Annotated in this window: 20 protein-coding genes; 18 read left to right on the top strand and 2 right to left on the bottom strand. The window is 70.9% G+C overall.

Features of this window, described 5'->3' with window-relative positions; translation table 11 throughout:
* Positions 1-35 precede the first annotated feature (35 nt).
* The 6 genes from murD (at position 36) to ftsZ (ending at position 7,667) form a co-directional block, all read left to right on the top strand.
* Entirely contained in the window at positions 36-1,472 is a 1,437-nt protein-coding gene (gene murD / locus AB0L91_RS32255; RefSeq protein ID WP_355284878.1) for a UDP-N-acetylmuramoyl-L-alanine--D-glutamate ligase, read from the top strand.
* Positions 1,469-2,887 (top strand): putative lipid II flippase FtsW, encoded by a 1,419-nt coding sequence (gene ftsW, locus AB0L91_RS32250; protein ID WP_355284867.1) that lies wholly within the window; start codon positions 1,469-1,471, stop codon positions 2,885-2,887. The genes murD and ftsW overlap by 4 nt, the downstream gene beginning before the upstream one ends.
* Positions 2,884-3,999 carry an undecaprenyldiphospho-muramoylpentapeptide beta-N-acetylglucosaminyltransferase gene (gene murG, locus AB0L91_RS32245; protein WP_365016385.1) on the top strand — a complete coding sequence of 372 codons (1,116 nt, stop codon included), beginning with the start codon at positions 2,884-2,886 and terminating at the stop codon, positions 3,997-3,999. Before ftsW ends, murG begins: the two co-directional genes overlap by 4 nt.
* A gap of 125 nt (positions 4,000-4,124) precedes the next feature.
* Positions 4,125-5,567 carry a UDP-N-acetylmuramate--L-alanine ligase gene (murC, locus tag AB0L91_RS32240; RefSeq protein WP_365016463.1) on the top strand — a complete coding sequence of 481 codons (1,443 nt, stop codon included), beginning with the start codon at positions 4,125-4,127 and terminating at the stop codon, positions 5,565-5,567.
* A gap of 8 nt (positions 5,568-5,575) precedes the next feature.
* Positions 5,576-6,253 (top strand): FtsQ-type POTRA domain-containing protein, encoded by a 678-nt coding sequence (locus AB0L91_RS32235; protein ID WP_365016383.1) that lies wholly within the window; start codon positions 5,576-5,578, stop codon positions 6,251-6,253.
* A gap of 160 nt (positions 6,254-6,413) precedes the next feature.
* Positions 6,414-7,667, top strand: a complete 1,254-nt coding sequence (gene ftsZ / locus AB0L91_RS32230) for a cell division protein FtsZ (RefSeq protein ID WP_357349190.1) — start codon at positions 6,414-6,416, stop codon at positions 7,665-7,667.
* 63 nt (positions 7,668-7,730) lie between these two features.
* On the opposite strand, the gene AB0L91_RS32225 is transcribed toward ftsZ, so the two are convergent.
* A complete protein-coding gene (locus tag AB0L91_RS32225) occupies positions 7,731-8,276 on the bottom strand; it encodes a hypothetical protein (RefSeq protein ID WP_355284854.1) in 546 nt (181 codons plus the stop codon).
* Positions 8,277-8,440: 164 nt separating this feature from the next.
* On the opposite strand from AB0L91_RS32225, the gene AB0L91_RS32220 reads away from it, so the two are divergent.
* The 9 genes from AB0L91_RS32220 to AB0L91_RS32180 all read left to right on the top strand — a co-directional run bounded on the left by AB0L91_RS32220 (position 8,441) and on the right by AB0L91_RS32180 (position 20,069).
* A complete protein-coding gene (locus tag AB0L91_RS32220; protein WP_365016382.1) occupies positions 8,441-11,752 on the top strand; it encodes an AAA family ATPase in 3,312 nt (1,103 codons plus the stop codon).
* Positions 11,753-11,923: 171 nt separating this feature from the next.
* A complete protein-coding gene (pgeF, locus tag AB0L91_RS32215) occupies positions 11,924-12,655 on the top strand; it encodes a peptidoglycan editing factor PgeF (protein ID WP_355284381.1) in 732 nt (243 codons plus the stop codon).
* Positions 12,652-13,383, top strand: a complete 732-nt coding sequence (locus tag AB0L91_RS32210) for a YggS family pyridoxal phosphate-dependent enzyme (protein ID WP_365016380.1) — start codon at positions 12,652-12,654, stop codon at positions 13,381-13,383. The genes pgeF and AB0L91_RS32210 overlap by 4 nt, the downstream gene beginning before the upstream one ends.
* Before the next feature lie 107 nt (positions 13,384-13,490).
* Positions 13,491-14,246 carry a cell division protein SepF gene (gene sepF, locus AB0L91_RS32205; RefSeq protein WP_355284375.1) on the top strand — a complete coding sequence of 252 codons (756 nt, stop codon included), beginning with the start codon at positions 13,491-13,493 and terminating at the stop codon, positions 14,244-14,246.
* A gap of 89 nt (positions 14,247-14,335) precedes the next feature.
* Positions 14,336-14,638, top strand: a complete 303-nt coding sequence (locus AB0L91_RS32200) for a YggT family protein (protein ID WP_019046242.1) — start codon at positions 14,336-14,338, stop codon at positions 14,636-14,638.
* 60 nt (positions 14,639-14,698) lie between these two features.
* Positions 14,699-15,559 (top strand): DivIVA domain-containing protein, encoded by an 861-nt coding sequence (locus AB0L91_RS32195; protein ID WP_355284373.1) that lies wholly within the window; start codon positions 14,699-14,701, stop codon positions 15,557-15,559.
* 83 nt (positions 15,560-15,642) lie between these two features.
* Positions 15,643-15,843, top strand: a complete 201-nt coding sequence (locus AB0L91_RS32190; protein ID WP_355284370.1) for a hypothetical protein — start codon at positions 15,643-15,645, stop codon at positions 15,841-15,843.
* Between the two features lie 277 nt (positions 15,844-16,120).
* Complete coding sequence (ileS, locus tag AB0L91_RS32185; protein ID WP_357349179.1) at positions 16,121-19,252, top strand: isoleucine--tRNA ligase; 3,132 nt, start codon at positions 16,121-16,123, stop codon at positions 19,250-19,252.
* A 307-nt stretch (positions 19,253-19,559) separates the two neighbouring features.
* On the top strand, positions 19,560-20,069 hold the full coding sequence (locus AB0L91_RS32180) for an NlpC/P60 family protein (RefSeq protein WP_365016376.1): 510 nt from the start codon (positions 19,560-19,562) through the stop codon (positions 20,067-20,069).
* Between the two features lie 3 nt (positions 20,070-20,072).
* Here the strand turns inward: AB0L91_RS32180 and AB0L91_RS32175 are convergent, their stop codons facing one another.
* Positions 20,073-20,948, bottom strand: a complete 876-nt coding sequence (locus tag AB0L91_RS32175; RefSeq protein WP_355284362.1) for a UTP--glucose-1-phosphate uridylyltransferase — start codon at positions 20,946-20,948, stop codon at positions 20,073-20,075.
* Positions 20,949-21,043: 95 nt separating this feature from the next.
* Between AB0L91_RS32175 and AB0L91_RS32170 the strand changes: the two genes are divergently transcribed.
* The 3 genes from AB0L91_RS32170 to AB0L91_RS32160 all read left to right on the top strand — a co-directional run bounded on the left by AB0L91_RS32170 (position 21,044) and on the right by AB0L91_RS32160 (position 26,427).
* Entirely contained in the window at positions 21,044-22,438 is a 1,395-nt protein-coding gene (locus AB0L91_RS32170; protein ID WP_365016374.1) for a DNA polymerase IV, read from the top strand.
* 127 nt (positions 22,439-22,565) lie between these two features.
* Positions 22,566-23,063, top strand: coding sequence for a hypothetical protein (locus tag AB0L91_RS32165; protein ID WP_357349174.1), 498 nt, complete (start codon positions 22,566-22,568; stop codon positions 23,061-23,063).
* A gap of 127 nt (positions 23,064-23,190) precedes the next feature.
* Positions 23,191-26,427, top strand: a complete 3,237-nt coding sequence (locus AB0L91_RS32160) for an arabinosyltransferase domain-containing protein (protein ID WP_365016373.1) — start codon at positions 23,191-23,193, stop codon at positions 26,425-26,427.
* Positions 26,428-26,482: the final 55 nt, after the last annotated feature.

The following is a 26,482-nucleotide window of genomic DNA, read 5'->3' as shown; positions in this document are numbered from 1 at the left end:
AACACTCTCCCCGCGCCCTCCGCTCCCCGGGCCCCATGCTCGAATTCCTGCGTGGCCGTGACGTTCTCGTCGCGGGCTGGGGCGTCTCCGGGCGCTCACTGATCGAACCGCTGCGCGATATCGGCGCGCATCCGGTGGTCACCGACAGCGGCGCCAAGGCGCTGGCCGAGGCCGCCGAACTGGGTCTCGAGGTCGCCACCAGCGTCGAGCTGGAGAACGCCGATCTGAGCCGGTTCGCGCTGGTCATCACCAGCCCGGGCTGGCGGCCGGACTCGCCGGTGCTGGTCTCCGCCGTCACCGAGGGCATCCCGGTCTGGGGTGACGTCGAGTTCGCCTGGTGGGTCGACCAGGCCAGGATCTACGGTCCGGTCCGCAAGTGGCTGGTGATCACCGGCACCAACGGCAAGACCACCACCACCAACATGACGCACTCGATCCTGCGTGCCGCCGGCATCGCCAGCGTGGCCTGCGGCAATATCGGCCTGCCGATCCTGGACGCGCTGCGCCGCAATCCCGGCCCGCAGGTGCTCGCCGTCGAGCTGTCCTCGTTCCAGCTGCACTGGGCGCCGTCGGTGCGCCCGGAGGCCGGGGTCGTGCTCAATGTCGCCGAGGACCACCTGGATTGGCACGGCGGCCTGGACGCCTACGCCGCCGCCAAGGCGCGCGCGCTGACCGGGCGGGTCGGCGTCGTCGGCCTCGACGATCCGGTGGCGGGCTCGCTGGCGCGCAAGGCCAAGGCCCGGCGCACCGTCGGCTTCCGGATCGGGGTGCCCGCCGACGGCGAACTCGGCGTGGTCGACGGCAAGCTGCTCGACCGCGCGTTCACCAAGGCCGCGATCCTCGCCGAGACCTCCGACATCAGCCCGCAGGGCCCGGCCGGCATCGCGGATGCCCTCGCCGCCTCCGCGCTGACCAGGGCGATCGATGTGGCGCCGCAGTTCGTGAAGGAGGGCCTGGCCGAGCACAAGGTGGGCCCGCACCGCACCGCGTTCGTCCGCGAACTGGGCGGGGTCGACTTCATCGACGACTCCAAGGCCACCAACCCGCACGCCGCGCGCGCCGCGATCCTGGCGCACCCGCACGTGGTCTGGGTGGCGGGCGGCCTGCTCAAGGGCGCGAGCGTCGACGACCTGATCGAAGAGGTGGGCGACCGGCTGGTCGGCGCGGTCCTGTTCGGTGCCGACGCGCCGGTGATCGCCGCCGCGTTGGCGCGACACGCACCCGAGGTCCCGGTCATCGAGCTGGATGCGCGAGACGATGCAGGCATGGAGTCGTCGAGATCCCAGCGTGCCGAAGCGGTCATGGGCCGCGCGGTCCGCGCCGCGGCGGGTCTGGCCCGCGCCGGAGACACCGTGTTGCTCGCCCCCGCGGCCGCCTCCCTGGACATGTACGACGACTACACCCACCGCGGACGCTGCTTCGTGGACGCGGTGACGGCACTGGAAGACGGTGACATCGGGCGGGCCCTATGACAGAGACGCGGCGGACCGGCTGGGCGGGGGAGCGCTTCGGCGCTTGGCTGGCCCGTCCGCTCGCGTCCTTTCACCTGATCGTCACCATCGCGACCCTGCTGACCGTGCTCGGCCTGGTCATGGTGCTCTCGGCGTCGAGTGTCGAGGCGTACGCCGGTGGCGGGTCGGCGTACGCGCTGTTCATCCAGCAGGCCATGTTCGCCGCGCTCGGCGCCGTCGCCTTCTATATCGCGCTGCGGCTGCCGCTGCGGCTGCTGCGGCAGTGGTCGTTCCCGATCTTCAGCATCTCGGTGCTGGCGCTGGTGCTGGTGCTCATCCCCGGCATCGGCGCCATCCACGGTGGCGCGCGGCGCTGGTTCGACATCGGCCCGCTGTCGATCCAGCCGTCCGAGGTCGTCAAGGTGACGCTGGTGGTGTGGGGCGCGCATCTGCTGGCTTCGCGGCGCGGCGCCCAGCTCAAGGACATCCTGGTGCCGCTGGTGCCCGCCGGTCTGCTGGTGTGCCTGCTGGTGGTGCTGGAACCGAACCTGTCGACCACCATCGCGCTCGGCATCGTGCTGATGGCGCTGCTGTGGTTCGGCGGGCTGCCGGTGCGGCTGTTCGTCGGGATCATGGTCACCGGGGTGGTCGCGGCGTCGGTGCTGGCGCTGTCGGCCGGGTATCGCTCCGATCGGGTGCGCGCGTTCTTCAACCCCGGTGACGACCCGCAGGGCGTGAACTATCAGGCGCGCCAGGCCAAGTACTCCCTCGCCGACGGCGGCATCTGGGGCCGCGGCCTCGGCCAGAGCCGCGCGAAGTGGAGCTACCTGCCCAACTCGCACAACGACTTCATCTTCGCCATCATCGGCGAGGAACTCGGCTTCCTCGGCTGCATGCTGGTGCTGGCCCTGTTCGCGCTGTTCGTCTACGCGGGCATCCGGATCGCGCTGCGCTCGGTCGACCCGTTCCTGCGGCTGCTCACCGCGACCGCCACCACCTGGATCACCGCGCAGGCGCTGATCAACATCGGCTACGTCGTGGGGCTGCTGCCGGTGACCGGTCTGCAGCTGCCGCTGGTCTCGGCCGGTGGATCCTCGCTGGCCATCACGCTGTTCATGTTCGGCATCATCGCCAGCGCCGCCCGGCACGAACCGGAGGCGGTCTCGGCCCTGCAGGCCGGGCAGGACGGGCGGGTGAGCCGGATGCTGCGGCTGCCGGTGCCCGAGGTGTACACGCCCTTCAAGGCCGACGCACCGCGCAGGCCCGCCCCGAAAGCCAAGGCCGAGCGGCCGCGTCCGGCCGCGCGCCGCGAGAGCCCGGCCCCGCGCCGCCGACGCGCCCCCCAGAGCCGCGGCACCAGTTCGCTACGGTCGACCCGAGCATGGGAACCGACCTATCCGATGCCACACGCGAAAGAACGAGGTAGATCCAAGTGAGTCACCCGCGTCCCGGGTTGTCGGTGATCGTCGCAGGCGGAGGCACCGCAGGCCATATCGAACCCGCGCTCGCCGTCGCCGACGCCCTGCGCGCGCTCGACGCTTCGATCCGGGTGACCGCGCTGGGCACCGAACGCGGTCTGGAGACCGAGCTGGTTCCCGAACGCGGATACCCGCTCGAGCTGATCCCGCCGGTGCCGTTGCCGCGCAAGCCCTCCGCCGACCTGCTGCGCCTGCCCGGCCGGGTGCGCGCCTCGGTGAAGGCGACCAGGGCCGTCATCGACGAGGTGCAGGCCGACGTGATCATCGGCTTCGGCGGCTACGTCGCCCTGCCCGCCTACCTCGCCGCGCGCGGTGGCCTGTTCGGCCGCAAGCGCGCCGTGCCGGTGGTGGTGCACGAGGCCAACGCCAAGGCGGGCATCGCGAACAAGGTCGGCGCCAAACTCGCCGCGAAGGTGCTTGCCGCGGTGCCCGATTCGGGCCTGGCCGACGCCCAGGTCGTCGGCATCCCGGTGCGCGCCTCCATCACCGGTCTGGACCGCGCGGCTCTGCGCGCCGAGGCCCGCGCCCACTTCGGCCTGCCCGCCGAGGGCCCGGTGCTGCTGGTGTTCGGCGGATCGCAGGGCGCGCGCAGCCTCAACGAGGCCGTCTCCGGCGCCGCGCCGCAGCTGGCGGCCGCGGGGATCGCGGTGCTGCACGCGCACGGCCCGAAGAACAGCGTCGAGGTGAGCACCGCCGACGCGGACGCGCCGTATGTCGCCGTGCCGTACCTGTCCCGGATGGATCTGGCCTACGCCGCCGCCGACGCGGTGGTCTGCCGCTCCGGCGCGATGACCGTGGCCGAGGTGTCGGCGGTCGGCTTGCCCGCCTTCTACGTGCCGCTGCCGCACGGCAACGGCGAGCAGGAGTTCAACGCCAGGCCCGTGGTCGCGCAGGGAGGTGGCAGAATTGTCGCCGACGCCGACCTGACCCCGAAATACGTGATCGATGAGGTGATTCCGCTGCTGCTCGACCCCGCTCGACTCGCCGAGATGAGCCGCGCCGCCGCAGGCGCGGGCCATCGCGACGCTGCCGACACGGTGGCCCGGATCGTCACCGAGGTCGCCCGATGAGCGGTCAGCGGCCGGAGGCGGCAGCGGAGCGTGACCACGCAGGCCGCCCGATCATCGGCAGTGGACGCAGCTCGAGCGGCGAGGAACTCGCTACGGCGCTGCCACCCGAACTCGAACGGGTGCACATGGTCGGCATCGGCGGCGCCGGCATGTCCGGCATCGCCCGGATCCTGCTCGCCCGCGGCGGCGCGGTATCCGGCTCGGACGCGCGGGAGAGCCGCGGCGTGCTGTCGCTGCGGGCGCGCGGCGCGCAGGTCCGCATCGGCCACGACGCCGACGCGCTCGACCTGCTGCCCGGCGGCCCGACGGTCGTCGTCACCACCTACGCCGCGATCCCGAAGACCAATCCGGAACTGGTCGAGGCGAATCGGCGCCACATCCCGGTGCTGCTGCGCCCGACCGTGCTCGCCGCGCTGATGCGCGGGCACAAGACCCTGTTGGTCTCGGGCACGCACGGCAAGACCTCGACCACCTCGATGCTGATCGTGTCGCTGCAGCACTGCGGCGCCGATCCGTCGTTCGCGGTCGGCGGCGAGCTCAACGAGGCGGGCACCAACGCCCACCACGGCAGCGGTGACATCTTCGTCGCCGAGGCCGACGAGTCCGACGGCTCACTGCTGCAATACGACCCGGACGTCGCCGTGGTCACCAACATCGAATCCGATCACCTGGACTTCTTCGGCACCGACGAGGCCTACATCCAGGTCTTCGACGACTTCGCCGACCGGCTCGCGCCGGGCGGTCTGCTGGTGGTGTGCCTGGACGATCCGGGCTCGCTGGCGCTGGCGCATCGGGTCGCTCCGCGACTGCGTGAGCGCGGTGTGGAGGTCCTCGGCTACGGCTCCGGCGACCTGTCGGCGGCTCCGGTGCCGGTGGGCGCGCGCCTGATCGATTGGCAGCCGCGCGATGTCGGCGGCATCGTCGAGTTCGAGCTGGCGGGGGAGAGCACCCCGCGCACGGTGCGGCTGTCGGTGCCGGGCAGGCACATGGCGCTCAACGCGCTGGCCGCGCTGCTGGCCGCCAGGGCCACCGGCGCCGATATCGACGAGATCGTGCAGGGCCTGGAGGGTTTCGGTGGCGTGCACCGCCGGTTCCAGTTCACCGGCCGGGAGAACGGCGTGCGCGTCTTCGACGACTACGCCCACCATCCCACCGAGGTACGCGCCGTGCTCGAGGCCGCCGCCCAGCTGGTCGCCCAGGAGGCACGCGACGGCGCGCGGACCACGCGCGGCCGGGTGATCGTGGTGTTCCAGCCGCATCTGTACAGCCGCACCGCCACCTTCGCCACCGAGTTCGGCGCCGCGCTGAGCCTGGCCGACGAGGTGGTCGTGCTCGACGTCTACGGCGCGCGCGAGGAGCCGCTGCCCGGCGTCAACGGTGCGCTGGTGGCCCAGGCCGTGACGAGCCCGGTGCACTACCAGCCGGACATGTCGAAGGTGGGCAAGCAGGTCGCCGCGCTCGCGCAGCCCGGCGACGTCGTGATCACCATGGGCGCCGGCGATGTCACCATGCTCGGCAGCCAGATCCTCGACGGCTTGCGCGCCCGGCCGCAACAGGGCGGCCGGTGAGATTGCCGATGCCCGCCGCGCGCGGGTGGCGCGGCTACCGCCTCTGGACGGTGGTCGGCCTCCTCGTGGTGACGGTGCTCGTTGTTCTCGCCTGGTTCACCCCGGTGTTGTCGGTGCGTACCGTGCGCGTCGACGGCTTGGTCGCGGTCTCCGAGGAAGAGGTCCGCGCACGGCTCGAAATCCCGGACGGCCGTTCGATGTTGCGCATCGACACCACCTCGATCGCCCAGCGCGTGGCCGCGATCCCGAAGGTGCGTTCGGTCCGGGTCCAGCGCACGTTCCCCTCCACCGTGCTCGTGAGCGTGGTGGAACGAACACCGGTGCTGTACATCGAATCACCGGACGGCGCGCACCTGATCGACGCCGAGAGCGTCGAATTCGCGATCGAGCCCGCATCGCCGATCGGGGTGCCGAGGCTGCTCACCGAGGGGTCCTTCACCGGGCCCGCGGCGGCCAGGGCCGCGGTGGATGTGCTGGTCACGCTGCCGCCCGCGCTGTCGGTGCAGGTGGGCGAGGTTGTCGCGCGGTCGATTTCGGACGTCTCGTTGAACCTACGTGACGGTAGGAAGGTAGTGTGGGGCGGCACGGGCGACGGCGAGCGCAAAGCTGCCGTCGTGTTGCCGCTGCTGACCCGTGAGGGGACCGTGTTCGACGTGTCGAGTCCGAATCTGGTCACGGTAAAGTGAGCGACACTCTTTGTGGCACAAGATTCTGGCTCTCGTCTCGGCGCGCCTGCGCCGGGATCGCAGTGGCTGCGAATAGCGTTCCGCAGCAGTCGGATACTTGACATAACGCCAACCCTATGGTTGAGGTTGAGGGTTTAAGATCGAAGGAAGGCGAGAGCCCATGACGCCCCCGCACAACTACCTTGCGGTGATCAAGGTCGTCGGTATCGGCGGCGGCGGCGTGAACGCCGTCAACCGAATGATCGAACAGGGACTCAAGGGAGTCGAGTTCATCGCGGTCAATACCGACGCCCAAGCCCTGCTGATGAGCGATGCCGACGTCAAGCTGGATGTCGGCCGCGAGCTGACCCGCGGCCTCGGTGCCGGTGCCGATCCGGAAGTCGGCCGCAAGGCCGCCGAAGACCACAAGGACGAGATCGAAGAGGTGCTCAAGGGCGCCGACATGGTCTTCGTCACCGCGGGCGAGGGCGGTGGCACCGGTACCGGTGGCGCGCCCGTCGTCGCCAGCATCGCCCGGAAGCTGGGCGCGCTGACCATCGGTGTCGTCACCCGGCCGTTCTCGTTCGAGGGCAAGCGCCGTGGCAACCAGGCCGAGGTCGGCATCAACCTGCTGCGCGAGTCCTGCGACACGCTCATCGTCATCCCGAACGACCGGCTGCTGCAGCTGGGCGACGCGGCGGTGAGCCTGATGGACGCGTTCCGCTCCGCCGACGAGGTGCTGCTCAACGGTGTCCAGGGCATCACCGACCTGATCACCACCCCGGGTCTGATCAACGTCGACTTCGCCGACGTCAAGTCCGTCATGTCCGGCGCCGGTTCGGCGCTCATGGGCATCGGCTCGGCGCGCGGTGAGGGCCGGTCGGTGAAGGCCGCGGAGACGGCGATCAACTCGCCGCTGCTCGAGGCGTCGATGGACGGCGCGCACGGCGTGCTGCTCTCGATCGCCGGCGGCTCCGACCTCGGTCTGTTCGAGATCAACGAGGCGGCCTCGCTGGTGCAGGAGGCGGCCCACATCGAGGCCAACATCATCTTCGGTACGGTCATCGACGATTCGCTGGGCGACGAGGTGCGCGTCACCGTCATCGCGGCCGGTTTCGACGGTGGCGGTCCGTCCCGGCGGGCCGCGCCCGAATCGCACACCCGGGTCGGGTCCGGCCCGATCGGTGCCGGGCGGGCGGGCGAGGTCGGCCAGGCGCGCACGAGCGAGGCGCCGGTCCGGGCGACCGAGCCCGCCACCAGCGGGGTGTCGAGCGGGCGCACCAGTGCGCCGAGCTACCGCGACACCGAGCGCTACCGGGAATCGGAGCGGCAGCGGGTCACCGAGCAGGCCATGAACCGCGTCAACAACCCCGACCAGGGCGACGACGGCGACGATGACGACGACATCGAAGTGCCGATCTTCATGCGCCGATAGGCAGAGACAAACGAGAAGCGCCCGGACTCCACGGAGTCCGGGCGCTTCTCGTTTCTCCGGGGCTCAGCCCTTGGCGCTGCCCAGGCAGAACGTGGTCTTCGGGTCGTTGACGACCAGCACCGAGTCGGCGTCCGCGCCGCACAGCTGCTCGTCGACCTGACCGTCGATCCGCGAGACGACCTTGAAGTCGGCCTCGGTGGCGGTGCACGGCACGAACTTGTAGCCGGTCATCATGCCCTCGTTGTAGCAGCTGCCCTCCTTGAAGTTGGGGGCCAGACAGAGGAACGCGAGGGTGCCGCCGCTGCCGAAGGTCTCCTCGTAGGAGGTGTAGTCCTCGTGGCACTCGACCTTCTGATCGTGCACCTGGACGACCTTGTAGACGGCGGTCTCGGCCGAGCAATCGACCGGCTCGGTCTTGGAGTCGATCATCGACGCCGAGATCACGTTGATGCAGTCACCGACCTTCGAGCGGGCGGTGTCGGACTTGCCCGCGTCCTTGGCCACCTCGGTGACCTTGTCCACGGCCGAGCAGCCAGCGGCGCCGAGTGCCGAGACCGCCAGCAGTGCGAGCGCGAACCGCGAAACCTTGCCCTTGCCGGTGAATGTCATGCGAACCTTCTTTCTGAAGAACCTCACCGCGGACCCTTCGGCGGTGATCGGCCTCGCCCACCCAACCCCACGGCCGTCTCCGGAGCATCCGGGAAACCACGGCATTCGCGCGTCGGCGGCCCGGGTTAGGCTCACCCCGGACAATCCGGGCAGGAGAGGGGGTGGTGACGGTGATCGAACGCGCCTTCGTCGGCCGGGCTCCCGAACTCGCCACCCTGACCTCGACGTTCACCGGTCCCGACGCCCCCTGGCTGCTGCTGGTGGAGGGGCCCGCCGGAATCGGCAAGTCCCGCTTGATCACCCATTTCGCCCAGGCCGCACCGTGTCGGGTGTTCTCGATCACCGGTGCCGAGGACGCCCGCACCCAACCGCGCTATCTCGCCGACGATCTCGTCGAACAACTCGGTGACGTCGACTCGGCCCGGGCGCGCGGCGCGGCGGTCGGCCACCGCCCGGAGGCCGATCTCGCCGACGCGGGTCGCGCTATGCCGCCGCTCGACGACCCCGAAGCCGGTGTGCCCGCGGCGGAACTGCTCGCCGACCTCGCGCTCGCCCGGTGGCTGCGGCGCGCGCTCGGCGCGGCGGAGACGTTGCTGGTCGTCGACGACGCGCAGTGGGCCGACGCGGAATCGGTGCGGCTGCTGGCCTTCCTGATCCGCAATCGGCCGGTGGGCGGGTTCCGGTTGCTCCTGGCGTTCCGCGACGGCGGTTGTCCGCCGTCGATCGCCCGGTTGCTGCGGGCGCCGCGGGTCCGCTCGGCGCAGATCCTGGTTCCGCCGTTCACCCGGGTCGAGGTCGACGGACTGCTGCCGGGGGAGGACCCGCGGCGGCGCGCGCGGTTGCTCGACGCGTCCCAGGGCAATCCGCTGTACCTGTCCCTGCTGGCCGACCTGCCCGACCGGGAGCTGGACCGGGCGTTGCGCGGGGAGAACCCGGATCCCGCATCGACCGACTACGCGGCCGTCGACCGGACGATCCGCGCCGAACTGGCCCAGCTGCCCGAGCTCGAACGGTCGGTCGCGCAGGCCGTCGCCGTGTGCGGTGCGCCGCCCGACCTCGAACTGCTGTCCGCGACAGCGGATCTTCCCGCCGCGTCGGTGGCGGGCGCGCTCGACGGTCTGGCCGCCCGCGGCGTCGTCCGCGCGGTCGACGGCACGGTGACCTTCGTCCACCCGCTGATCCGCACCGCCGCCTACCGCCTGGCGGGGCAGGGCTGGCTGACCCTGGCCCACCGCCGCACCGCATCGGCCCTGCGTGCCCGCGCCGCGCCGATGACCGCGCGGGCCACGCAACTCGAACACGCGCTGCTCGGCCGGGACGAGATCGCGGGAGCCGAATTGCGGCTGGCCGCCGACCAGGTCCTCGCCGACGCCCCGGCCTCGGCCGCGCGCTGGCTCGCGCTCGCGCACCGGATCGCGCCCTCGGTCGCCGATCCGCTCGCCGACGCGGTGGCGCTCGGCCGGGCGCTGCTGCTGGCGGGCGCGGGCGAGCGCGCGGCGGCGGCGCTCGACCCGGCCGCCGCCGAGCCGGGCCCACACCAGCTGGAAGCGCTGCTGCTCTCGGCCCGGTGTGCCCGCATGCGCGGCCGGGTCGAGCAGGCCAGGACGCTGCTCGCGACGGCCGCGACCCTGCCCCGCCGCGCCGGTGACGGCCCGGTCCAGCTGGAACTGGCCATCCTGGAATTGCAGGACCACCGCGACGCCGAGGGCCACGCCCGCCTCAACGCCCTGTTCGGGTCCGCCGAGATCGAGGACCCGGCGGTCCGCGCCGCCGCGCTGGCGTTGCGCTGCCTCGGTTTCGTCGCCGACGGCCAGATCCGGACCGCGGCCGACCTCTATCCCGGGTGCCACCGGGCCTTCGAGGACCTCACCGACGCCGGCTTCCGCGAGGTCGTCCACGCGATCCCCGCCCTGGGCTGGTGCGCCTACTTCCTCGACCACGACCGCGACGGTCTCGTCCACCTCGACCGCGCGCTGCGGGTCAGCCACCGCTTCGGCCGCAGCTACGCCCTCGCCGAACTCCAGACCGTCCGCGCGTACTCGCTGGCCAAACTCGGTCGCCTGCACGCCGCGATCGCCGCCGCCGACGACGCGACCGAGGCCGCCACCACCTTCCACCACCCCGACCTGCTCTCCTTCGCCGGCGCGGTCAAACTCCGCACCCTGCTCCTGACCGCCCCCACCGACACCGTCACCACCCAGTGGCACGCCGTCGCCGCCCTGCCGCGCCCCGCCATGCGCTGGTGGCGCCAGGTCGTCGAGACCACCCTCGCCGAAACCGCCCGCCTCCTGGTCCTCCCGTCCTCGGACCTTCGACCGCCCGGTGACCAGGTCTCCGACCTGGGGCGCCCGCCCACCGTTCCGCCGGTCCCAGGTGTTCCGGCGTCCGGCGTCCCCGCGCTTCCCAGGGATTCGGCACCGCCCCTGCCCGCCCTCGACACCCGCCCCGGCCCGCTGCATCCCACGCATCTCGCCAGGGCAGCCCACGCCGCCATCGCCGACGGTGACCTCATGAGAGCCGCTGACCTCGTCGCCCGGGCGGCCGCCGCGGCGACCGCCCAGATGTCGGCCATCGGTGTCGGTGAAACCGTCGCGGGTGATGACGGCTCCACCCCGGCGGACCGGCGGCCGAGCAGTCCGGGTCGCGCCGCGCAGCCGACCGTAGTCGGTGCCGCGCGCCTCGCGGGCGGTGCTCCCGGCGTGCCGCACACCGCACCGGATGGCTCGGCCGTCGGTGCGCACGCGCCGCATCGGGCCGACGGCAGTCGGAGCACCGCAGACGGGGGCTCGGCTGCCGGTGCGCACGCGCCGCATCGGGCCGACGGCAGTCGGAGCACCGCAGACGGGGGCTCGGCTGCCGGTGCGCACGCGCCGCATCCGGCTGATGGCAGTCGGAGCACCGCGCACGAGGACCCGGGCGGCGCCTTCGTGTCGCACGGGGGTCTGGGCAGTCAGGTCGGGTCGGCCGCGCTGGCCATGGCCGACTATGCCGCCGCCATCGGTGATCTCGGTGCCGCCGCGGCGGCGGCCGAGCGGGCGATCGCCGCGTTCACGCGCGCCGGAATGGCGGTCAACCGCGCGCAGGCCGAACTGCTGGCCGGCACTGTCGCGGGCCGTCGCGGCGATTTCGGCGAGGCGACCAGCCGATTCGCCTCGGCGCGGGCGACTTTCGCCGACGCGGGCGCGCAGCGGCTGCTGGCCGAGACCACCACCGCCCAGCGCCGCCTGGCCGGTAGTTGCTCACCCACTGTCTCCATCCTGACCAGGCGCGAACGCGAAGTCGCCGACCTGGCGGCGCTGGGCTACGCGAACAAGGACATCGCCGCGCACCTGTACCTGAGCCCCCGCACCGTCGAGGACCACCTCGGCCGCGTCCTGCGCAAGCTCGGCCTCACCAGTCGCGCGGGCATCGCCCGCAAGCTCGACGAGCTGAGCGGCCCGAGCACCCCGTCCGTCCCCTCGGCCTCGCGCCACTGAGTTGTGCTCGGTGCCGAGCGGTGCCGAGCGGTGCCGAGCGGTGCCGAACCCACAGCGCGCGGACCGGGCTCGCCTGCTGTCCGGTGCCCGGGTTGGCACGGCGCCCTGGGTTGACCGACGTCACCACCCACGGGCGCCGCACCCCGCCCGGACGGCACTACGCTCGAAGTCATGACTTCCGCACCTCCCACCGTGACCGTTCGCCGGGTGACCACCACCCGCGCCGGTGGCTTCTCCGCCGCCCCGTACGACTCGTTCAACCTGGGCGATCACGTCGGCGACGATCCGGAAGCCGTGCGCCGCAACCGGGTTCGGCTGGCCGAGGGGATCGGGCTCACCCCGGACCGGCTGGTGTGGATGGAGCAGGTGCACGGGCGCGCCGTGGAGATCGTCGACGGGCCGCGCGCCGAACCGGTCCCGGTCACCGACGCGCTGGTCACCACCGTGCCGAACCTCGCCCTGGTGGTGCTCACCGCCGACTGCGTGCCGATCCTGCTCTCCGACGACGAGGCCGGCGTCATCGCCGCGGTGCACGCGGGCCGCATCGGCGCCCGGATCGGGATCGTGCCGCGGGTGCTCGAGGCGATGGTGTCGGTGGGCGCGCGGGTCGAGCGGATCGGCGCCTTCCTCGGCCCCGCCGCCTCCGGCCGCCAATACGAGGTCCCCGCCGCGATGCGCGCCGACGTCGAGGCCCACCTGCCCGGCAGCGCCACCACCACGGTCCGCAAGACCCCCGGTCTGGACCTGCGCGCCGGCATCAGCAGGCAGCTCACCGAGGCGGGCGTCGGCGGCATCGCGCTGGACCCGCGCTGCACGATCGAGGACAAGACCCTGTTCAGCCACCGCCGCGGCGCCCCGACCGGCCGCATCGCCGGCGTGATCTGGATGGACCCCACCGCGTGAGCGCGGCGCGCGAGACCACCCGCGCCCAGGAACTCTCGGCCCGCCTCGACGGCCTGCTGGCCCGCATCGATGCCGCCGTGGCGGCCGCGGGCCGACCGGCCGGTGCGGTCCGGCTGCTGCCGGTGACGAAGTTCTTCCCCGCCGCCGACGTCGACATCCTCTACGGCCTCGGCAGGCGCGAGTTCGGCGAGTCGCGGGAGCAGGAGGCCTCGGCCAAGGTCACCGAGCTGGGCTACGACGACGTCGAATGGCACATGATCGGCCGTCTACAGCGGAACAAGGCGCGCGCGGTGGCGCGCTGGGCGCACACCGTGCACTCGGTCGACAGCGAACGCCTGGCAACCGCCCTGGACCGGGCCGCGCAGGACGCCATGGCAGCCGGCGAGCGTACCGCGCCCCTGCGCGTCCTGCTCCAGGTGAGCCTGGACGACGACCCCGGTCGCGGGGGTGTCGCTCCGGCCGATCTGCCCGCCCTGGCCGACCTCGTGGCGAAGGCCCCCGGCCTGCATCTGGCCGGTCTGATGGCGATTCCGCCCCTTGACGCCGCCAGTGATGCGTCCTTTGCGAATCTTGCGACTTTGCACACTTCGCTGCTGGCTCGACACGCCGACGCCACCGAACTTTCTGCAGGTATGTCGGGTGATTTGGAAGTTGCGGTCGAACACGGTTCGACGTGTGTGCGTGTCGGTACCGCCTTGATGGGCGCGCGACCGATAACCTCGGCGTAGCAAAGAAACCTCATCAGTCACATTCGACACATACGATTGGGCCGACGAGGCGCTGAGCAAGAACTTCAACACCCGGCCGCCACCGGGGCCGAAGGAAGGTCGACCAGATGAGCACGCTGCACAAGTTCAAGGCGTACTTCGGCATGGTTCCGCTCGACGAGTACGAAGACGATTACGTCGACGATCACGCCCCTCGCGGCGCCGACGAGCGCGCGGGCCGCACTCGCCCGCGCAGCTACGACCGCTACGCCGAAGACCGATACGGCGCCGACCGTTTCGAGGACGAGGCCGACGACTACCCGCAGCCGGCCTACAAGTCGGCCTACCAGGCGCGTCGTGACGATTACGTCGCCGACACCTACGCCGACGATCGTTATGAGACGCCACGTCGCCCCACCAGGATCGAGACCGCGCCGTCATCGGGGCGCTCGTTCCGGGCGGGCGGTGTCGCACCCGGCATGCGCGGTTCCACCCGTGGCGCGCTCGCGGTCGATCCCGACGCCGAGGAGCGCAGGCTGGAGGAGCGCATGCGCCCCGAGCCTGCTGCCGCGCGGCGGCCTGGGATCTTCGAGGACGGAGGTCCCTTGTCCAAGATCACCACGCTGCGTCCGCGGGACTACAGCGAGGCCAGGATCATCGGTGAGCGTTTCCGTGAGGGCAACCCGGTGATCATGGATCTGGTCGACCTGAGCAATGCCGATGCGAAACGGCTGGTCGATTTCGCGGCCGGGCTCGCGTTCGCGCTGCGTGGTTCGTTCGACAAGGTGGCGACGAAGGTGTTCCTGCTCTCACCGGCCGATGTCGACGTATCAGCGGAAGAGCGCCGCCGGATCGCCGAAAACGGCTTCTACAACCAGAAATAGCGACCACCTCCGCAACGCCGTGATGGCCGCCCGCGCACTGCGCGGCGCGGCCATTTTGCACGCCGCCGATTTTGCGGCAGAGTGAAGACGTGGCCCTGTTCGCGGTTCTGTACCTGGTGCTTTTCATCTTCTGGCTGTTGCTGATCAGCCGGGTGATCGTCGAGTTCATTCGCAGTTTCGCGCGCGATTGGCGCCCGACCGGTGTGGTGGTGATCATCCTCGAGGTGATCTTCACGGTGACCGACCCGCCGGTGAAACTCCTGAGGCGGTTGATACCTCCTGTGAATCTCGGGGGCATTCGGCTCGATCTGTCGATAATGGTCCTGCTCTTCGTGGTGTTCATCCTGATGTCCATCGTGGGTAGGCTCGGGCAGCCCGTGACCTCCGTGTGACATACTGAATCGAGAAGACCGCTTGCTAGATCTCCAAAAGACGCGTGAAGGGATCCTTCGATGCCGCTGACTCCCGCCGATGTGCATAACGTCGCGTTCAGCAAACCGCCGATCGGTAAGCGCGGCTACAACGAGGACGAGGTAGATGCCTTCCTGGATCTCGTCGAGCAGGAGCTCTCGCGCCTGATCGAAGAGAACGCCGACCTGCGTCAGCGGGTCGCCGAACTCGACACCGAGCTGGCCGACGCCAAGAAGAACCGCGCGTCCGCGCCGGTCAACGCCGTCAAGGCGCCTGTCCAACAGGCCCCGCCACCGGCTCCGGAACCGATCGCGCCGCCGGTGCCACCCGCACCGCCCGCGCCGATGCCGGTCGCCGCTCCGGTGCGCGACAACTCGGGCCCGGACGCGAACATGCAGGCCGCGAAGGTGCTCACCCTGGCGCAGGAAATGGCCGACCGGCTCACCACCGACGCCAAGACCGAGGCCGAGGGCCTGCTCTCGAACGCGCGGGCAAACTCCGAGCGACTGGTCGGCGACGCCCGCACCCGCTCGGAAGCGATGATCGCCGACGCGCGCCAGAAGTCCGACGCGATGCTGACCGACGCGCAGAACCGCTCCGACACCCAGATCCGGCAGGCCAAGGACAAGGCCGAGGCGCTGACCGCCGACGCCGAGCGCCAGCATGCCGAGATCATGGCCACCATCACCCAGCAGCGCACGGTGCTGGAAAGCCGCATCGAGCAGCTGAAGACCTTCGAGCGCGAGTACCGCGTGCGGCTGAAGTCGTACCTGGAGTCGCAGCTGGAGGAGCTGGAGAACCGCGGCTCGGCCGTCCCGGTCGACGGTGGCGAGTTCGCCGGCGAAACCAACGGTTCGGCCAACAGTCTGGCTCCTGCCTCCTTCGCCAAGGGCGCCAAGTAAACTGGACCCTGGTCACACGGCACGCTGTGTGACCAGGGAAACGCCCAGCTTTCGTCGGGCTGCTCGGGTTCTTGGGAGTCAGCATGCTCGTCTTGACGCTCGTCCTCGCGGCTATCGGTTTCGGTCTGCTCGTCGCGGCGCTCGCCACCGGTTCGGTGCTGTGGGCGTGGGGGTGCATTCTGATCTGTGTCGTCGGTGCCGCCACGCTGCTGGTGAGCGCGCTGGCCACCCGAAAACCCGAGAACGACCCGGTCCCACCCGGCCGACACGCCCGGCGGGACTGACGGCGCGAAATATCGGCTGGACGGTCCCGGTTAGAATCGAACTACACACGGCACCGATCCGGCCATCACCGGGGAGCCTTCGGAAGAACGGCGTTCGCGCTCAGTAGAACCGAACGGGTGAGCCCGTCACAGCTCACACAACGAGAGGCCCGCGCCGCTCCCTCGGGGACGGAACGGGCAAACGGGGTGGTACCGCGGTACGGCGCACCGGCGCCGGCATCGTCCCCGTGCCCAGGATTCGCGCCGACGGCGCGGCGGCACGAGGAGCAGATCCGCGATGGCGGACGAGACAACCACCGGTGCGTACCCCCGGGTCGACTTCGGCGCCGGTTCCGGCGCGTCGTTCCCGGAACTGGAACAGCGGGTACTCGACTACTGGGCGCGCGACGACACCTTCCGCGCCAGCCTGGCCAACCGCGAGGGCGACACCGAGTTCGTCTTCTACGACGGCCCGCCCTTCGCCAACGGCCTGCCGCACTACGGCCACCTGCTCACCGGCTACGTCAAGGACCTGATCCCGCGCTTCCAGACCATGCGCGGCCACAAGGTCGACCGCCGCTTCGGCTGGGACACCCACGGTCTGCCCGCCGAGATCGAAGCCGAGAAGCAGCTCGGCATCACCGACAAGTCGCAGATCGACGAGATGGGGCTGGCCGAGTTCAACGCCGCCTGTAAGTCCTCGGTGCTGCGCTACACCGGCGAGTGGCGCGACTACGTGACCCGCCAGGCCCGCTGGGTCGACTTCGACAACGACTACAAGACCCTCGATCTCGACTTCATGGAGTCGGTGATGTGGGCGTTCAAGTCGCTCTACGACAAGGGCCTGATCTACCAGGGCTTCCGCGTGCTGCCCTACAGCTGGTACGAGCAGACGCCGCTGTCGAACCAGGAGACCCGCCTCGACGACGCGTACAAGATGCGCCAGGACCCGGCGGTCACCGTCGACATGGTGCTGAGCGTGCCCGCCGAGCACCCCTTCGCCGCGCTCGACGGCGCGAACGCGCTGATCTGGACCACCACGCCGTGGACTCTGCCGTCCAACCTGGCGATCGCGGTGCACCCCGACGTGCGCTACGTGCACCTGCGCGCCGCCGACGGCAAGCGCTATGTGCTGGCCGCCGAACGGGTCTCGCACTACGCGCGGGAATTCGGCGAGGAGCCCGAGGTGCTCGGCGAGTACGACGGCGCGGCGCTGGCCGACCTGTCCTACGCGCCGCCGTTCGACTTCTTCGTCGGTCACCCGAACGCGCACCGCGTGCTCACCGCCGACTACGTCACCACCGATTCCGGCACCGGCATCGTCCACCTCGCACCGGCGTTCGGTGAGGAGGACATGGACGTCGCCTCGGCGAACGGGATCGAGATCGTCCAGCCGCTGGACCCGGCGGGCAAGTTCACCTCGATGGTGCCGCCCTACGAGGGCCTGATGGTCTTCGACGCCAACCCGGTGATCATCAAGGACCTCAAGGCCGCCGGAAAGCTGTTGCGGCACGAGACGATCGAGCACTCCTACCCGCACAGCTGGCGTTCCGGCCAGCCGCTGATCTACATGGCCGTGCCGTCCTGGTTCGTCGCGGTCACCAAGTTCCGCGACCGGATGGTCGAGCTGAACCAGCAGATCAGCTGGGTGCCCGAGCACATCCGCGACGGCCAGTTCGGCAAGTGGCTCGAGGGCGCGCGCGACTGGAACATCAGCCGTAACCGCTACTGGGGCAGCCCGATCCCGGTGTGGGTCTCCGACGACCCGGCCTACCCGCGCCTGGACGTCTACGGCTCGCTCGACGAGCTGGCGGCCGATTTCGGCGTGCGCCCGACCGACCTGCACCGCCCCTACATCGACGAGCTGACCCGGCCGAATCCCGATGATCCGACCGGCAAGTCGACCATGCGCCGGGTCTCGGAGGTGCTCGACTGCTGGTTCGAGTCGGGCTCGATGCCGTTCGCCCAGGTGCACTACCCGTTCGAGAACAAGGAGTGGTTCGACAGTCACTTCCCCGGCGATTTCATCGTCGAGTACAACGGGCAGACCCGCGGCTGGTTCTACACGCTGCACGTGCTCTCGACCGCGCTGTTCGACTCGCCATCGTTCAAAACCGTTGCCGCGCACGGCATCGTGCTGGGTGACGACGGCCTGAAGATGTCGAAGTCGAAGGGCAACTACCCCGACGTCAACGAGGTCTTCGACCGCGACGGCTCCGACGCGATGCGCTGGTTCCTGATGAGCTCGCCGATCCTGCGCGGCGGCAATCTCATCGTCACCGAGCGCGGCATCCGCGAAGGCGTCAGCCACGCGCTGCGCCCGCTGTGGAACGCGTGGACCTTCCTGCAGCTCTACGCCTCGAAGCCCGGTGTGTGGCGCACGGATTCGCCGCACGTGCTCGACCGGTACATCCTGGCCAAGCTCGCGGTCACCCGGGACGTGATCACCGAGGCGCTCGAGAGCTACGACATCGCCGGTGCCACCGACGAGTTGCGCTCGTTCGCCGACGCGCTCACCAATTGGTATGTGCGCCGGTCGCGGTCGCGGTTCTGGTCCGAGGACCGGGACGCGGTGGACACGCTGCACACGGTGCTCGAGGTGGTCACCCGCCTCGCCGCGCCGCTGCTGCCGCTGATCAGCGAGGTGATCTGGCGTGGGCTCACCGGGGAGCGCTCGGTGCACCTGACCGACTGGCCCGCCGAGACCGAGCTGCCGCACGATCCGGAGCTGGTCGCGGCGATGGACGAGGTGCGGGTGGTCTGCTCGACCGTGCTGAGCCTGCGCAAGGCGCAGAACCTGCGGGTGCGGCTGCCGCTGGCCGAGGTCACCATCGCCGCGGCCGACGCCGAGCGGCTCACGCCGTTCGCCGAGCTGATCGCCGACGAGGTCAACGTCAAGAAGGTCGACCTGACCACCGATGTCGACGCGCACGGCCGTTTCGAGCTGGTCGTCAACGCGCGTGCCGCCGGTCCGCGGCTGGGCAAGCAGGTCCAGACGGTGATCAAGGCGGTCAAGGCCGGGGAGTGGAGCGAATCCGCCGAGGGAGTCGTCACCGCCGCCGGGATCACCCTGCTGCCCGAGGAGTACACCCAGCGCCTGGTGGCCGCGGAACCCGAGTCCACCGCCGCGCTGCCCGCCAATGCCGGTCTGGTGGTGCTGAACTCGGTGGTCACCGAGGAGCTGGAGGCCGAGGGCTGGGCTCGCGATCTCATCCGTGATCTCCAGGAGACCCGCAAGGCGCAGGGTCTCGAGGTGTCGGACCGGATCGCCGTCACCCTGGAGGTCCCGGCCGAGCGGCTGGCCTGGGCGCAGACCCACCGCGAGCTGATCGCCGGTGAAGTCCTCGCCACCACGCTCGATTTCGGTGCGGCGGAAGCGGACGCGGCCGAGCTCACCGGCGGCGTGAAGGCGGTCGTGCGCAAGGCTTGATCGACGACAACGACGGGGCGGGACCGACTTTCGGTCCCGCCCCGTTCGTGTGCGCCCGCCCGGCCGATGATAACGATGCTGACAAGTTGCTGAATGTGTGTGACAGCTCGGTGATCTTCGCGCACAATCGACAGTGTTACTGCTGATGCGCATGGAACCCGCTGAGGCGGCAGTAGCTGTGTGTTACGTCTGATCTCGTCCGAACACGGGTAGTTCGCCGGGTCACCCCGGTACCGGGTCGTCGGCTCGGCGAGCTGCTCGCCACGCTCTTACGTCCGGTAGGAAACGCGGGGAGGCGGAACAGCATATGCGGCGAAAAGTCTTGCGACGGTTGGCCTTCGGGTTCGTCGCCACCACCATCACCACGCTGGTCCTCGCCGGGCCGGCCTGGTCGCAAACCGGGAGCGCGTCCGGCTCGGGTGGTTCCTCGTCCGGTAGCTCCAGCGGCTCCGGCGCGCTCCCGTTACCCAGCGCGACCGGGATCGGCGCGCTCACCGCCGCCGCCACCCAGATCGGCAAACCCTACGAGTGGGGCGCCATGGGGCCCCACTCGTGGGACTGCTCCGCGCTGGTGCAGTGGGCGTTCCGGCAGGTCGGGGTGGACCTGCCGCGCACCACCTGGGAGCAGGCGAAGGTCGGCATGCCGGTGACCTTCCGCGGGCTCGCGCCCGGCGATGTGGTCATCCTCAACGGCGACGGCTCGCACGTCGGCATCTACGCGGGGCTCGGCCAGATCCTCGACGCCCACGACTGGGGCGTTCCGGTCGGGCTGCATCCCCTGCGGGAATTCGACATCTTCACGATCCGGCGCTTCTGAGCGTCAGTCGACCAGCTGCCGCAGCAGCGGCCCGTACTCGGGGTGGGCCAGCGCGGAGGCGAACTGGGCGACCAGATAGTCGGCCGGGTTGCCGGTGTCGTACCAGCGACCCTGGATGACCTGGCCGTACACCGCGTGGTTGGCGGCGTAGGTGTTGATCGCGTCGGTCAGGTACACCTCGCCGGTCCGGTGGGTGTACCAGTTGTCGGTCTGCGTCCTCAGCTCGTCGATGATGCCGGGCGTGACCACGTAGCCGCCGATCGCCGCGAACGCCGACGGGGCGTCCTCGGGCTTGGGCTTCTCCATCAGGCCGGAGATGCGCAGCAGCCCGTTGTCGAGGTCCTCGCGGACCACCGGAACGCCGTAGCGCTGCGACTCGCCCGGTGCCATCGGCAGCAGGGCCAGCACGGGGCAGCCGGTGGACTCGTAGGCGGTGATGAGCTGCTGGGCGCGCGGGACCTCGGCGACGAAGACGTCGTCGGGCCACAGCACCAGCATCGGCTCGTCGCCGAGGTGCCGGGCGGCGTTGAGCACCGGGGTGCCGTTGCCGTACGGGCCGTGCTGGTCGAGGTAGGTGATGTGACCGGCGCGCGAGAGCTCACCGACTTCCTCGACCGCGTCGGCGTAGGCGGACTTGCCGTCGGCGCGCAGCTGCGCGACCAGCGCCGGGTTGGGGCGGAAGTGGTCCTGGATCAGCGACTTGCCGCTGCTCACGACGATGGTGATATCGGTGATCCCGGAGGAGACCAGTTCACGGACGGTGTGCTCGATGACCGGCTTGTCGCCGACCGGCAGCATCTCCTTCGGCGTCGCCTTGGTCAGCGGAAGGAGCCGGGAGCCGATTCCCGCAGCCGGAATGACAGCCTTGCGGATCTTCATCCACCGATCATCACATATCCGACTGGGTGATCGCTGTGCCACGGCTGTCGACCTGCTGTCGGAAATATGTCGGCGGCGCCGCGTAGATTGCGGGCGTGCGCACCGATGCCGACACCGCCGGCGTCCCGGCCAGGGCAGATGCGGCGGTCACCGCCCGCCGCTGGGTGCTGCACATCGATATGGACGCGTTCTTCGCCTCGGTCGAACAGCTCACCCGCCCGACGCTGCGCGGCAGGCCGGTGCTCGTCGGCGGCGCGGGGCAGCGCGGGGTGGTCGCCGGGGCCAGCTACGAGGCGCGGGTCTTCGGCGCGCGCTCGGCGATGCCGATGCATCAGGCCCGGCGGTTGATCGGGGCGTCGGCGGTGGTGGTGCCGCCGCGCGGCGCGGTGTACTCGGTGCTCAGTGCCGCGGTGTTCGACACACTGCGCGGCCGGATTCCGGTGCTGGAGACGCTGTCGTTCGACGAGGCGTTCGCCGAGCCCGCCGAACTGGCCGGCGCGAGCGTCGCCGAGGTCGAGCGGTACTGCGCGCTGCTGCGCGCCCTGGTCACCGCGCGGACCGGACTCACCGCCTCGATCGGCGCGGGCACCGGCAAGCAGCTGGCCAAGATCGGTTCCGGCCTGGCCAAACCCGACGGCATGCGGGTGATCTCGCCCGCCGAACAGGGCGAGCTGCTGGCCGGGCTGCCGGTGCGCAAGCTGTGGGGGATCGGCCCGGTCGCCGAGGGCAGGTTGCGCAGTCTCGGCATCGAGACGGTCGGCGCCTTCGCGGCGCTGCCGGAATCGGAGGCCGCCTCGATCCTGGGCGGCAGTGTCGGCGCGGCCCTGCACCGGCTCGCCCGCGGCGTCGACGACCGCCCGGTCGCCGAGCGCGCCGAGGCCAAGCAGATCAGCGCCGAGAACACCTACGAGCGCGATATCGTCACCCTGCCCGATCTGCGCGCCGCCGTCACCGCCATGGCGGCGGCCGCGCACCGCAGGCTCGAGCGCGACGGCCGCGCCGCCCGGACCGTGGTGCTGAAGCTCAAGAAGTCCGATATGAGCATTGTGACCAGGTCGTTCACCCTGCCCTACGCCACCGCCGACCTGACCACCCTGGCCGCGGCCGCGCAGCGCTCGGCGATCGATCCGGCCGAACTCGGCCCGATCCGGCTCGTCGGGGTCGGCTACGGCGGATTGTCGCTGGTGCGTCAGGAATCGCTGTTCCCGGAACTGGATCAGGCGGTGCCGGAGGATCTGGGCGCCGATCCGGTCACCGAGCCCGCACCGGTGCCGGAGCCCGAGGAGGCGCGGAATCCGCCTGCGGGACAGTGGTTTCCGGGGATGGATGTGCGCCATCCCGACTTCGGGCACGGCTGGGTGCAGGGCGCGGGCTACGGCGTGGTGACGGTGCGGTTCGAGACCAGTTCGACCGGCCCCGGCCCGGCGCGGACCTTCGCCGCCGACGACGAGAACCTCGTCAGGGCCGACCCGCTCGACAGCCTCGCGTGAGCGCGCGGGCGGGGCCGAACTCCGGTCTGCGCCTGCGCAAGTTGCCCGTCGGTCCGCACGCCGAGCGATCTCCGGTAGCCTCGGCAACCGCGATGGAACCCTCCCACCGAACGCAAAGGACGAGCAGTTGAAGCTTCGTACGACCGGACGTGTCGCGATCGCCGGACTGGCCGTTGTCGCCGCACTTGGCCTGAGCGCGTGCAGCGACGACAAGGGTGACAAGCCCGCCGCCAAGACCACCACCAGCGTCAAGACCTCGGCCTCGGCCGCCGCGAACCTGCCCGCGGTGCCGACCGTGGAGCAGCTGAACGCGCAGCTGAACACCGCGCTCGACCCCTCGGTGCCCAACGAGGAGAAGCTGGACTTCGTGCAGGGCGGCTCGGCCGACCCGGAGCTGCCGAACCGCTTGGCCCAGGCGGCCAAGGACGCCAATGTGCAGGTGCAGGTCACCGAGGTGACCTCGTTCGGTGACAGTGTGAACGCGAAGGCGAACTTCACGGTGAACGGTCAGACCAATGTGGTCGATGTGCCGTTCGTGGCCGAGGACGGCAAGTGGAAGGTCCAGAAGGCCTGGGCGTGCACCATGCTGACCAACCTGGGTCAGCAGTCGGTCGCCTGCGTCTGACCGCCCGCCGCGAACCCCGGCCCGACCTCGTCGCGGCCGGGGTTCGCGCGTTCGGCGAGCTCGCGCGATCGCGAGTGACCAGCACGTGTTTCGCGGGCCGTCGGCGGCGCAGCTACTATCGGGCCCCGTGGTAGAGACGATCGTGCGGCAGGGGCATCCGCCCAAGGATGTTTCGGACTCCGCGCGACGGGCCGGGCCCGACCGCTGGGTCCGCGTCGTCGCGATCGTGGCCGCGCTGGTCGGCGTCCTCAGCGCGATCGCCATCCCGTTCCTGCCGGTCCGCGTCGACACCGCGACGGTGTCCTGGCCGCAGCGCGGCGCGACCACCTCGATCGAATCCCCGCTGGTCGCCTACGCGCCCGCCGAGCTGACGGCGACCGTGCCGTGCGCGGCGCTGAGCTCGCTCGCCGAGACCGGCGGCGTCGCGGTGTCGACGATCCCGCACCAGTCGGCCGACATGGAGAAGTACGGCTTCGTCGTCAAGGTCGTCGCCGACACGCCCGAGCGCGCGGGGCGCGTCGACGTGGTGTCCCGCTCGACCCTGCTGTGGACGGTGCCGCTCGCCGAGGTCCTCGGGAGCGGCTGCGCGCTCTCGGTCGCCCTCACGCCACAGGAAGCCGCCGTCACCACGACGGGTCTCGGGGCGTCCGGCGCGGTGGTGCCCAACGATCTGCGTCCCCAGGTGGTCGGCGTCTTCAGCGAGCTGACCGGCGCGCCGCCCGCCGGCCTGGACGTGCGGGTGGTGGCCGACTCGCGCTACACCACCTCGCCGACCTGGCTCAAGCTCGGCGTGATCGCGCTGTGCCTGCTCGCGACCGCGCTCTCGCTGTTCGCGCTGCACCGCCTGGACGCGCTCGACGGCCGCTCGGCCCGCCGATTCCTGCCGCAGCGCTGGTGGCGGCTGCGGCCGGTGGACTGGCTGGTGTTCGCGGTGCTGGTCGTCTGGCACTTCATCGGCGCCAACACCTCCGACGACGGCTACATCCTCGGCATGGCCAGGGGCGCTCGCTCCTCGGGCACCATGTCGAACTACTACCGCTGGTTCAGCGTCGACGAGGGGCCGTTCTACACGCCCTACACCGACATCATCGGCTGGATCACCCATATTTCGGCCGTCAGCCCGCTGGTGCGGCTGCCCGCGCTCGGCGCGGGCCTGCTGACCTGGTGGTTGATCAGCCGCGAGGTGCTGCCCCGGCTCGGGACGGCGGTGCGGCGTCAGCGGGTCGCGACCTGGACCGCGGCGCTGGTGTTCCTGGCCTTCTGGCTGCCCTACAACAACGGCCTGCGCGCGGAGTTCGTCGTCGCGCTGGGTGTGCTGGTCACCTGGGTCTCGGTCGAGCGGGCCATCGCGACCCGGCGGCTGCTGCCGTTCGCGGTCGCGGTGATCGTCGCGGCGTTCACCCTGACCGGCGCGCCGTCGGGCCTGATCTGCCTGGGTGCGCTGGTGGCCGGTGCCCGCGTCGTCACCGCGGTGATCGTGCGGCGGGCCAAAACGGTGGGCTACCTGGCGCAGCTGCTGCCGATCCTGGCCGCGGGCACGCTGGTGCTGACCGTCGTGTTCGCCGACCGGACCCTGGCCGGTGTGCGCGAGATGTTCGAGGTGCACGGCAAGATCGGGCCGGGGGAGTCCTGGTTCTTCGAGTTCCTGCGCTACCAGTACCTGCTCCAGCTCAATGCCGACGGCTGGCTGACCCGCCGCTTCGGTGTCTTCGCCATGCTGCTCGGGCTGATCGTCTGCGCGGCCACCATGCTGCGCCGCGGCGGGCACATCCCCGGCACGGCGGTCGGCCCGACCCGCAGGCTGCTGGGCATCACCCTCGCCGCCATGGTGCTGATGATGTTCTCGCCGACCAAGTGGACCCACCAGTTCGGCGTGTTCGCCGGCCTGGCCACCTGCGTCGCCGCGGTGACCGCGGTGGCGGTGAGCCCGGCCGTGCTGCGGCCGCTGCGCAACCGCGCGTTGTTCGCCGCCGCGGTGTTCTTCGCGCTCTCGATGACCTTCGTCGGCGCCAACGGCTACTGGTACGTCTCGTCGTGGGGCATCCCCTGGTGGGACAAGCCGCCGAGTATCGCGGGCTACGGCGTCTCGACCGCCTTCGTCGGCCTGACCGTGCTGTGCCTGGCGATCGCGGCGTGGTTCCACATCCATCCGAGCCCGGCCACCCGCTCGGGGCGGCTGGCGCGGGTGCCGGTGCTGGCGGTGGTCGCCGCGATGATGGTGCTGTTCGAGGTGGCCTCGTTCGCGAAGGCGACCGTCGCGCAGTACCCGGCGTACTCGCTGGCGGGCTCGAACCTCGAGGCCGCCTTCGGCGGTGGCTGCGGCATGGCCGACGAGGTGCTCGTCGAGACCGACCCGAACGCGTCGATGCTGGCGCCGCTGACCGGCGACGTGGCGAGCGCCATGGCCGGTGACTCGACCGGTTTCCGTCCCGACGGCGTGGCGCCGGTCCTGACCTCCGACGAGGTGGAATCGACCATGGGTCAGGCGAATTCGGTCTCCGACGATCCCGACAAGCTGCGGGACGCGTCGACCTCGGCCGGCTCGGAGTCCCGGCAGGGTTCGCTGGCCCTGCCGTTCGGCCTCGACCCCGCGACCACGCCCGTGCTCGGCAGCTACCGCGCGGGCGCGCAGGAGCCCGCCGCGCTGACCACCGGCTGGTTCCGCCTGCCCGAGGGTCCGCGTGGCCCGATCCTCGCGGTGTCGGTGGCGGGCCGGATCCGCTCGGTGGACGCGGACGGGATCGTGCACCCCGGCCAGGAACTGGCTGTCGAATACGGCACCGCGGCCGCCGACGGCACCGTCACGGTGACCGGGCAGGTGGCGCCGATCGACATCGGTCCCGCGCCCATGTGGCGCAACCTGCGTGTCCCGCTCGACCAGCTGCCCGCCGACACCAGCGTGGTGCGATTGGTCGCGCAGGACAAGGACCTGGGCCCGGACCAGTGGCTGGCGGTGACCCCGCCGCGCATGCCGCAGACCACCACGCTCAACGCCCTCGTCGGCAGCGAGACGCCGGTGCTGCTGGATTGGGCGGTGGGCCTGCACTTCCCGTGCCAGAACCACCTGCCGACCTACAACGGCATCGCGGACCTGCCCACCTACCGCATCCTGCCCGACCGCAACGGCGCCACCATCACCAATCTGTGGCAGGGCCACGACGGTGGTGGCCCGCTCGGCTGGACCCAGCTGCTGTTCACCGCCCGCACCCTGCCGACCTACCTGAACAACGACTGGGATCGGGACTGGGGTTCGATCGAGCAGTACCTGCCCCTGGACACCACCGCGGTGCCCGCGCGCCCGCAGGTGGACTCCGAGAACCGCTGGGGTACCTGGACTCCCGGCCCGATCATCACCGCCTGGTGATCGGGTAACCCGGCGCGGAGATGTACCCGCGCCGGGAGATCGGCGGCGTCGGGGC

Source organism: Nocardia sp. NPDC051833, from assembly GCF_040681225.1.
In the GTDB taxonomy this organism is placed as follows: domain Bacteria; phylum Actinomycetota; class Actinomycetes; order Mycobacteriales; family Mycobacteriaceae; genus Nocardia.
This window is presented reverse-complemented; position numbering and strand designations above follow the sequence as displayed.

What these genes read in the sequence shown, in the direction of transcription:
- AB0L91_RS32190 (WP_355284370.1), top strand. Translation starts at nt 15,643, where the DNA reads ATGCTCGTCTTGACGCTCGTCCTCGCGGCTATCGGTTTCGGTCTGCTC.
- murC (WP_365016463.1), top strand. Translation starts at nt 4,125, where the DNA reads ATGGTCGGCATCGGCGGCGCCGGCATGTCCGGCATCGCCCGGATCCTG.
- AB0L91_RS32235 (WP_365016383.1), top strand. Translation starts at nt 5,576, where the DNA reads ATGCCCGCCGCGCGCGGGTGGCGCGGCTACCGCCTCTGGACGGTGGTC.
- AB0L91_RS32195 (WP_355284373.1), top strand. Translation starts at nt 14,699, where the DNA reads ATGCCGCTGACTCCCGCCGATGTGCATAACGTCGCGTTCAGCAAACCG.
- ileS (WP_357349179.1), top strand. Translation starts at nt 16,121, where the DNA reads ATGGCGGACGAGACAACCACCGGTGCGTACCCCCGGGTCGACTTCGGC.
- ftsZ (WP_357349190.1), top strand. Translation starts at nt 6,414, where the DNA reads ATGACGCCCCCGCACAACTACCTTGCGGTGATCAAGGTCGTCGGTATC.
- AB0L91_RS32225 (WP_355284854.1), bottom strand. Translation starts at nt 8,276, where the DNA reads ATGACATTCACCGGCAAGGGCAAGGTTTCGCGGTTCGCGCTCGCACTG.
- pgeF (WP_355284381.1), top strand. Translation starts at nt 11,924, where the DNA reads ATGACTTCCGCACCTCCCACCGTGACCGTTCGCCGGGTGACCACCACC.
- murD (WP_355284878.1), top strand. Translation starts at nt 36, where the DNA reads ATGCTCGAATTCCTGCGTGGCCGTGACGTTCTCGTCGCGGGCTGGGGC.
- ftsW (WP_355284867.1), top strand. Translation starts at nt 1,469, where the DNA reads ATGACAGAGACGCGGCGGACCGGCTGGGCGGGGGAGCGCTTCGGCGCT.
- AB0L91_RS32180 (WP_365016376.1), top strand. Translation starts at nt 19,560, where the DNA reads ATGCGGCGAAAAGTCTTGCGACGGTTGGCCTTCGGGTTCGTCGCCACC.
- sepF (WP_355284375.1), top strand. Translation starts at nt 13,491, where the DNA reads ATGAGCACGCTGCACAAGTTCAAGGCGTACTTCGGCATGGTTCCGCTC.
- AB0L91_RS32175 (WP_355284362.1), bottom strand. Translation starts at nt 20,948, where the DNA reads ATGAAGATCCGCAAGGCTGTCATTCCGGCTGCGGGAATCGGCTCCCGG.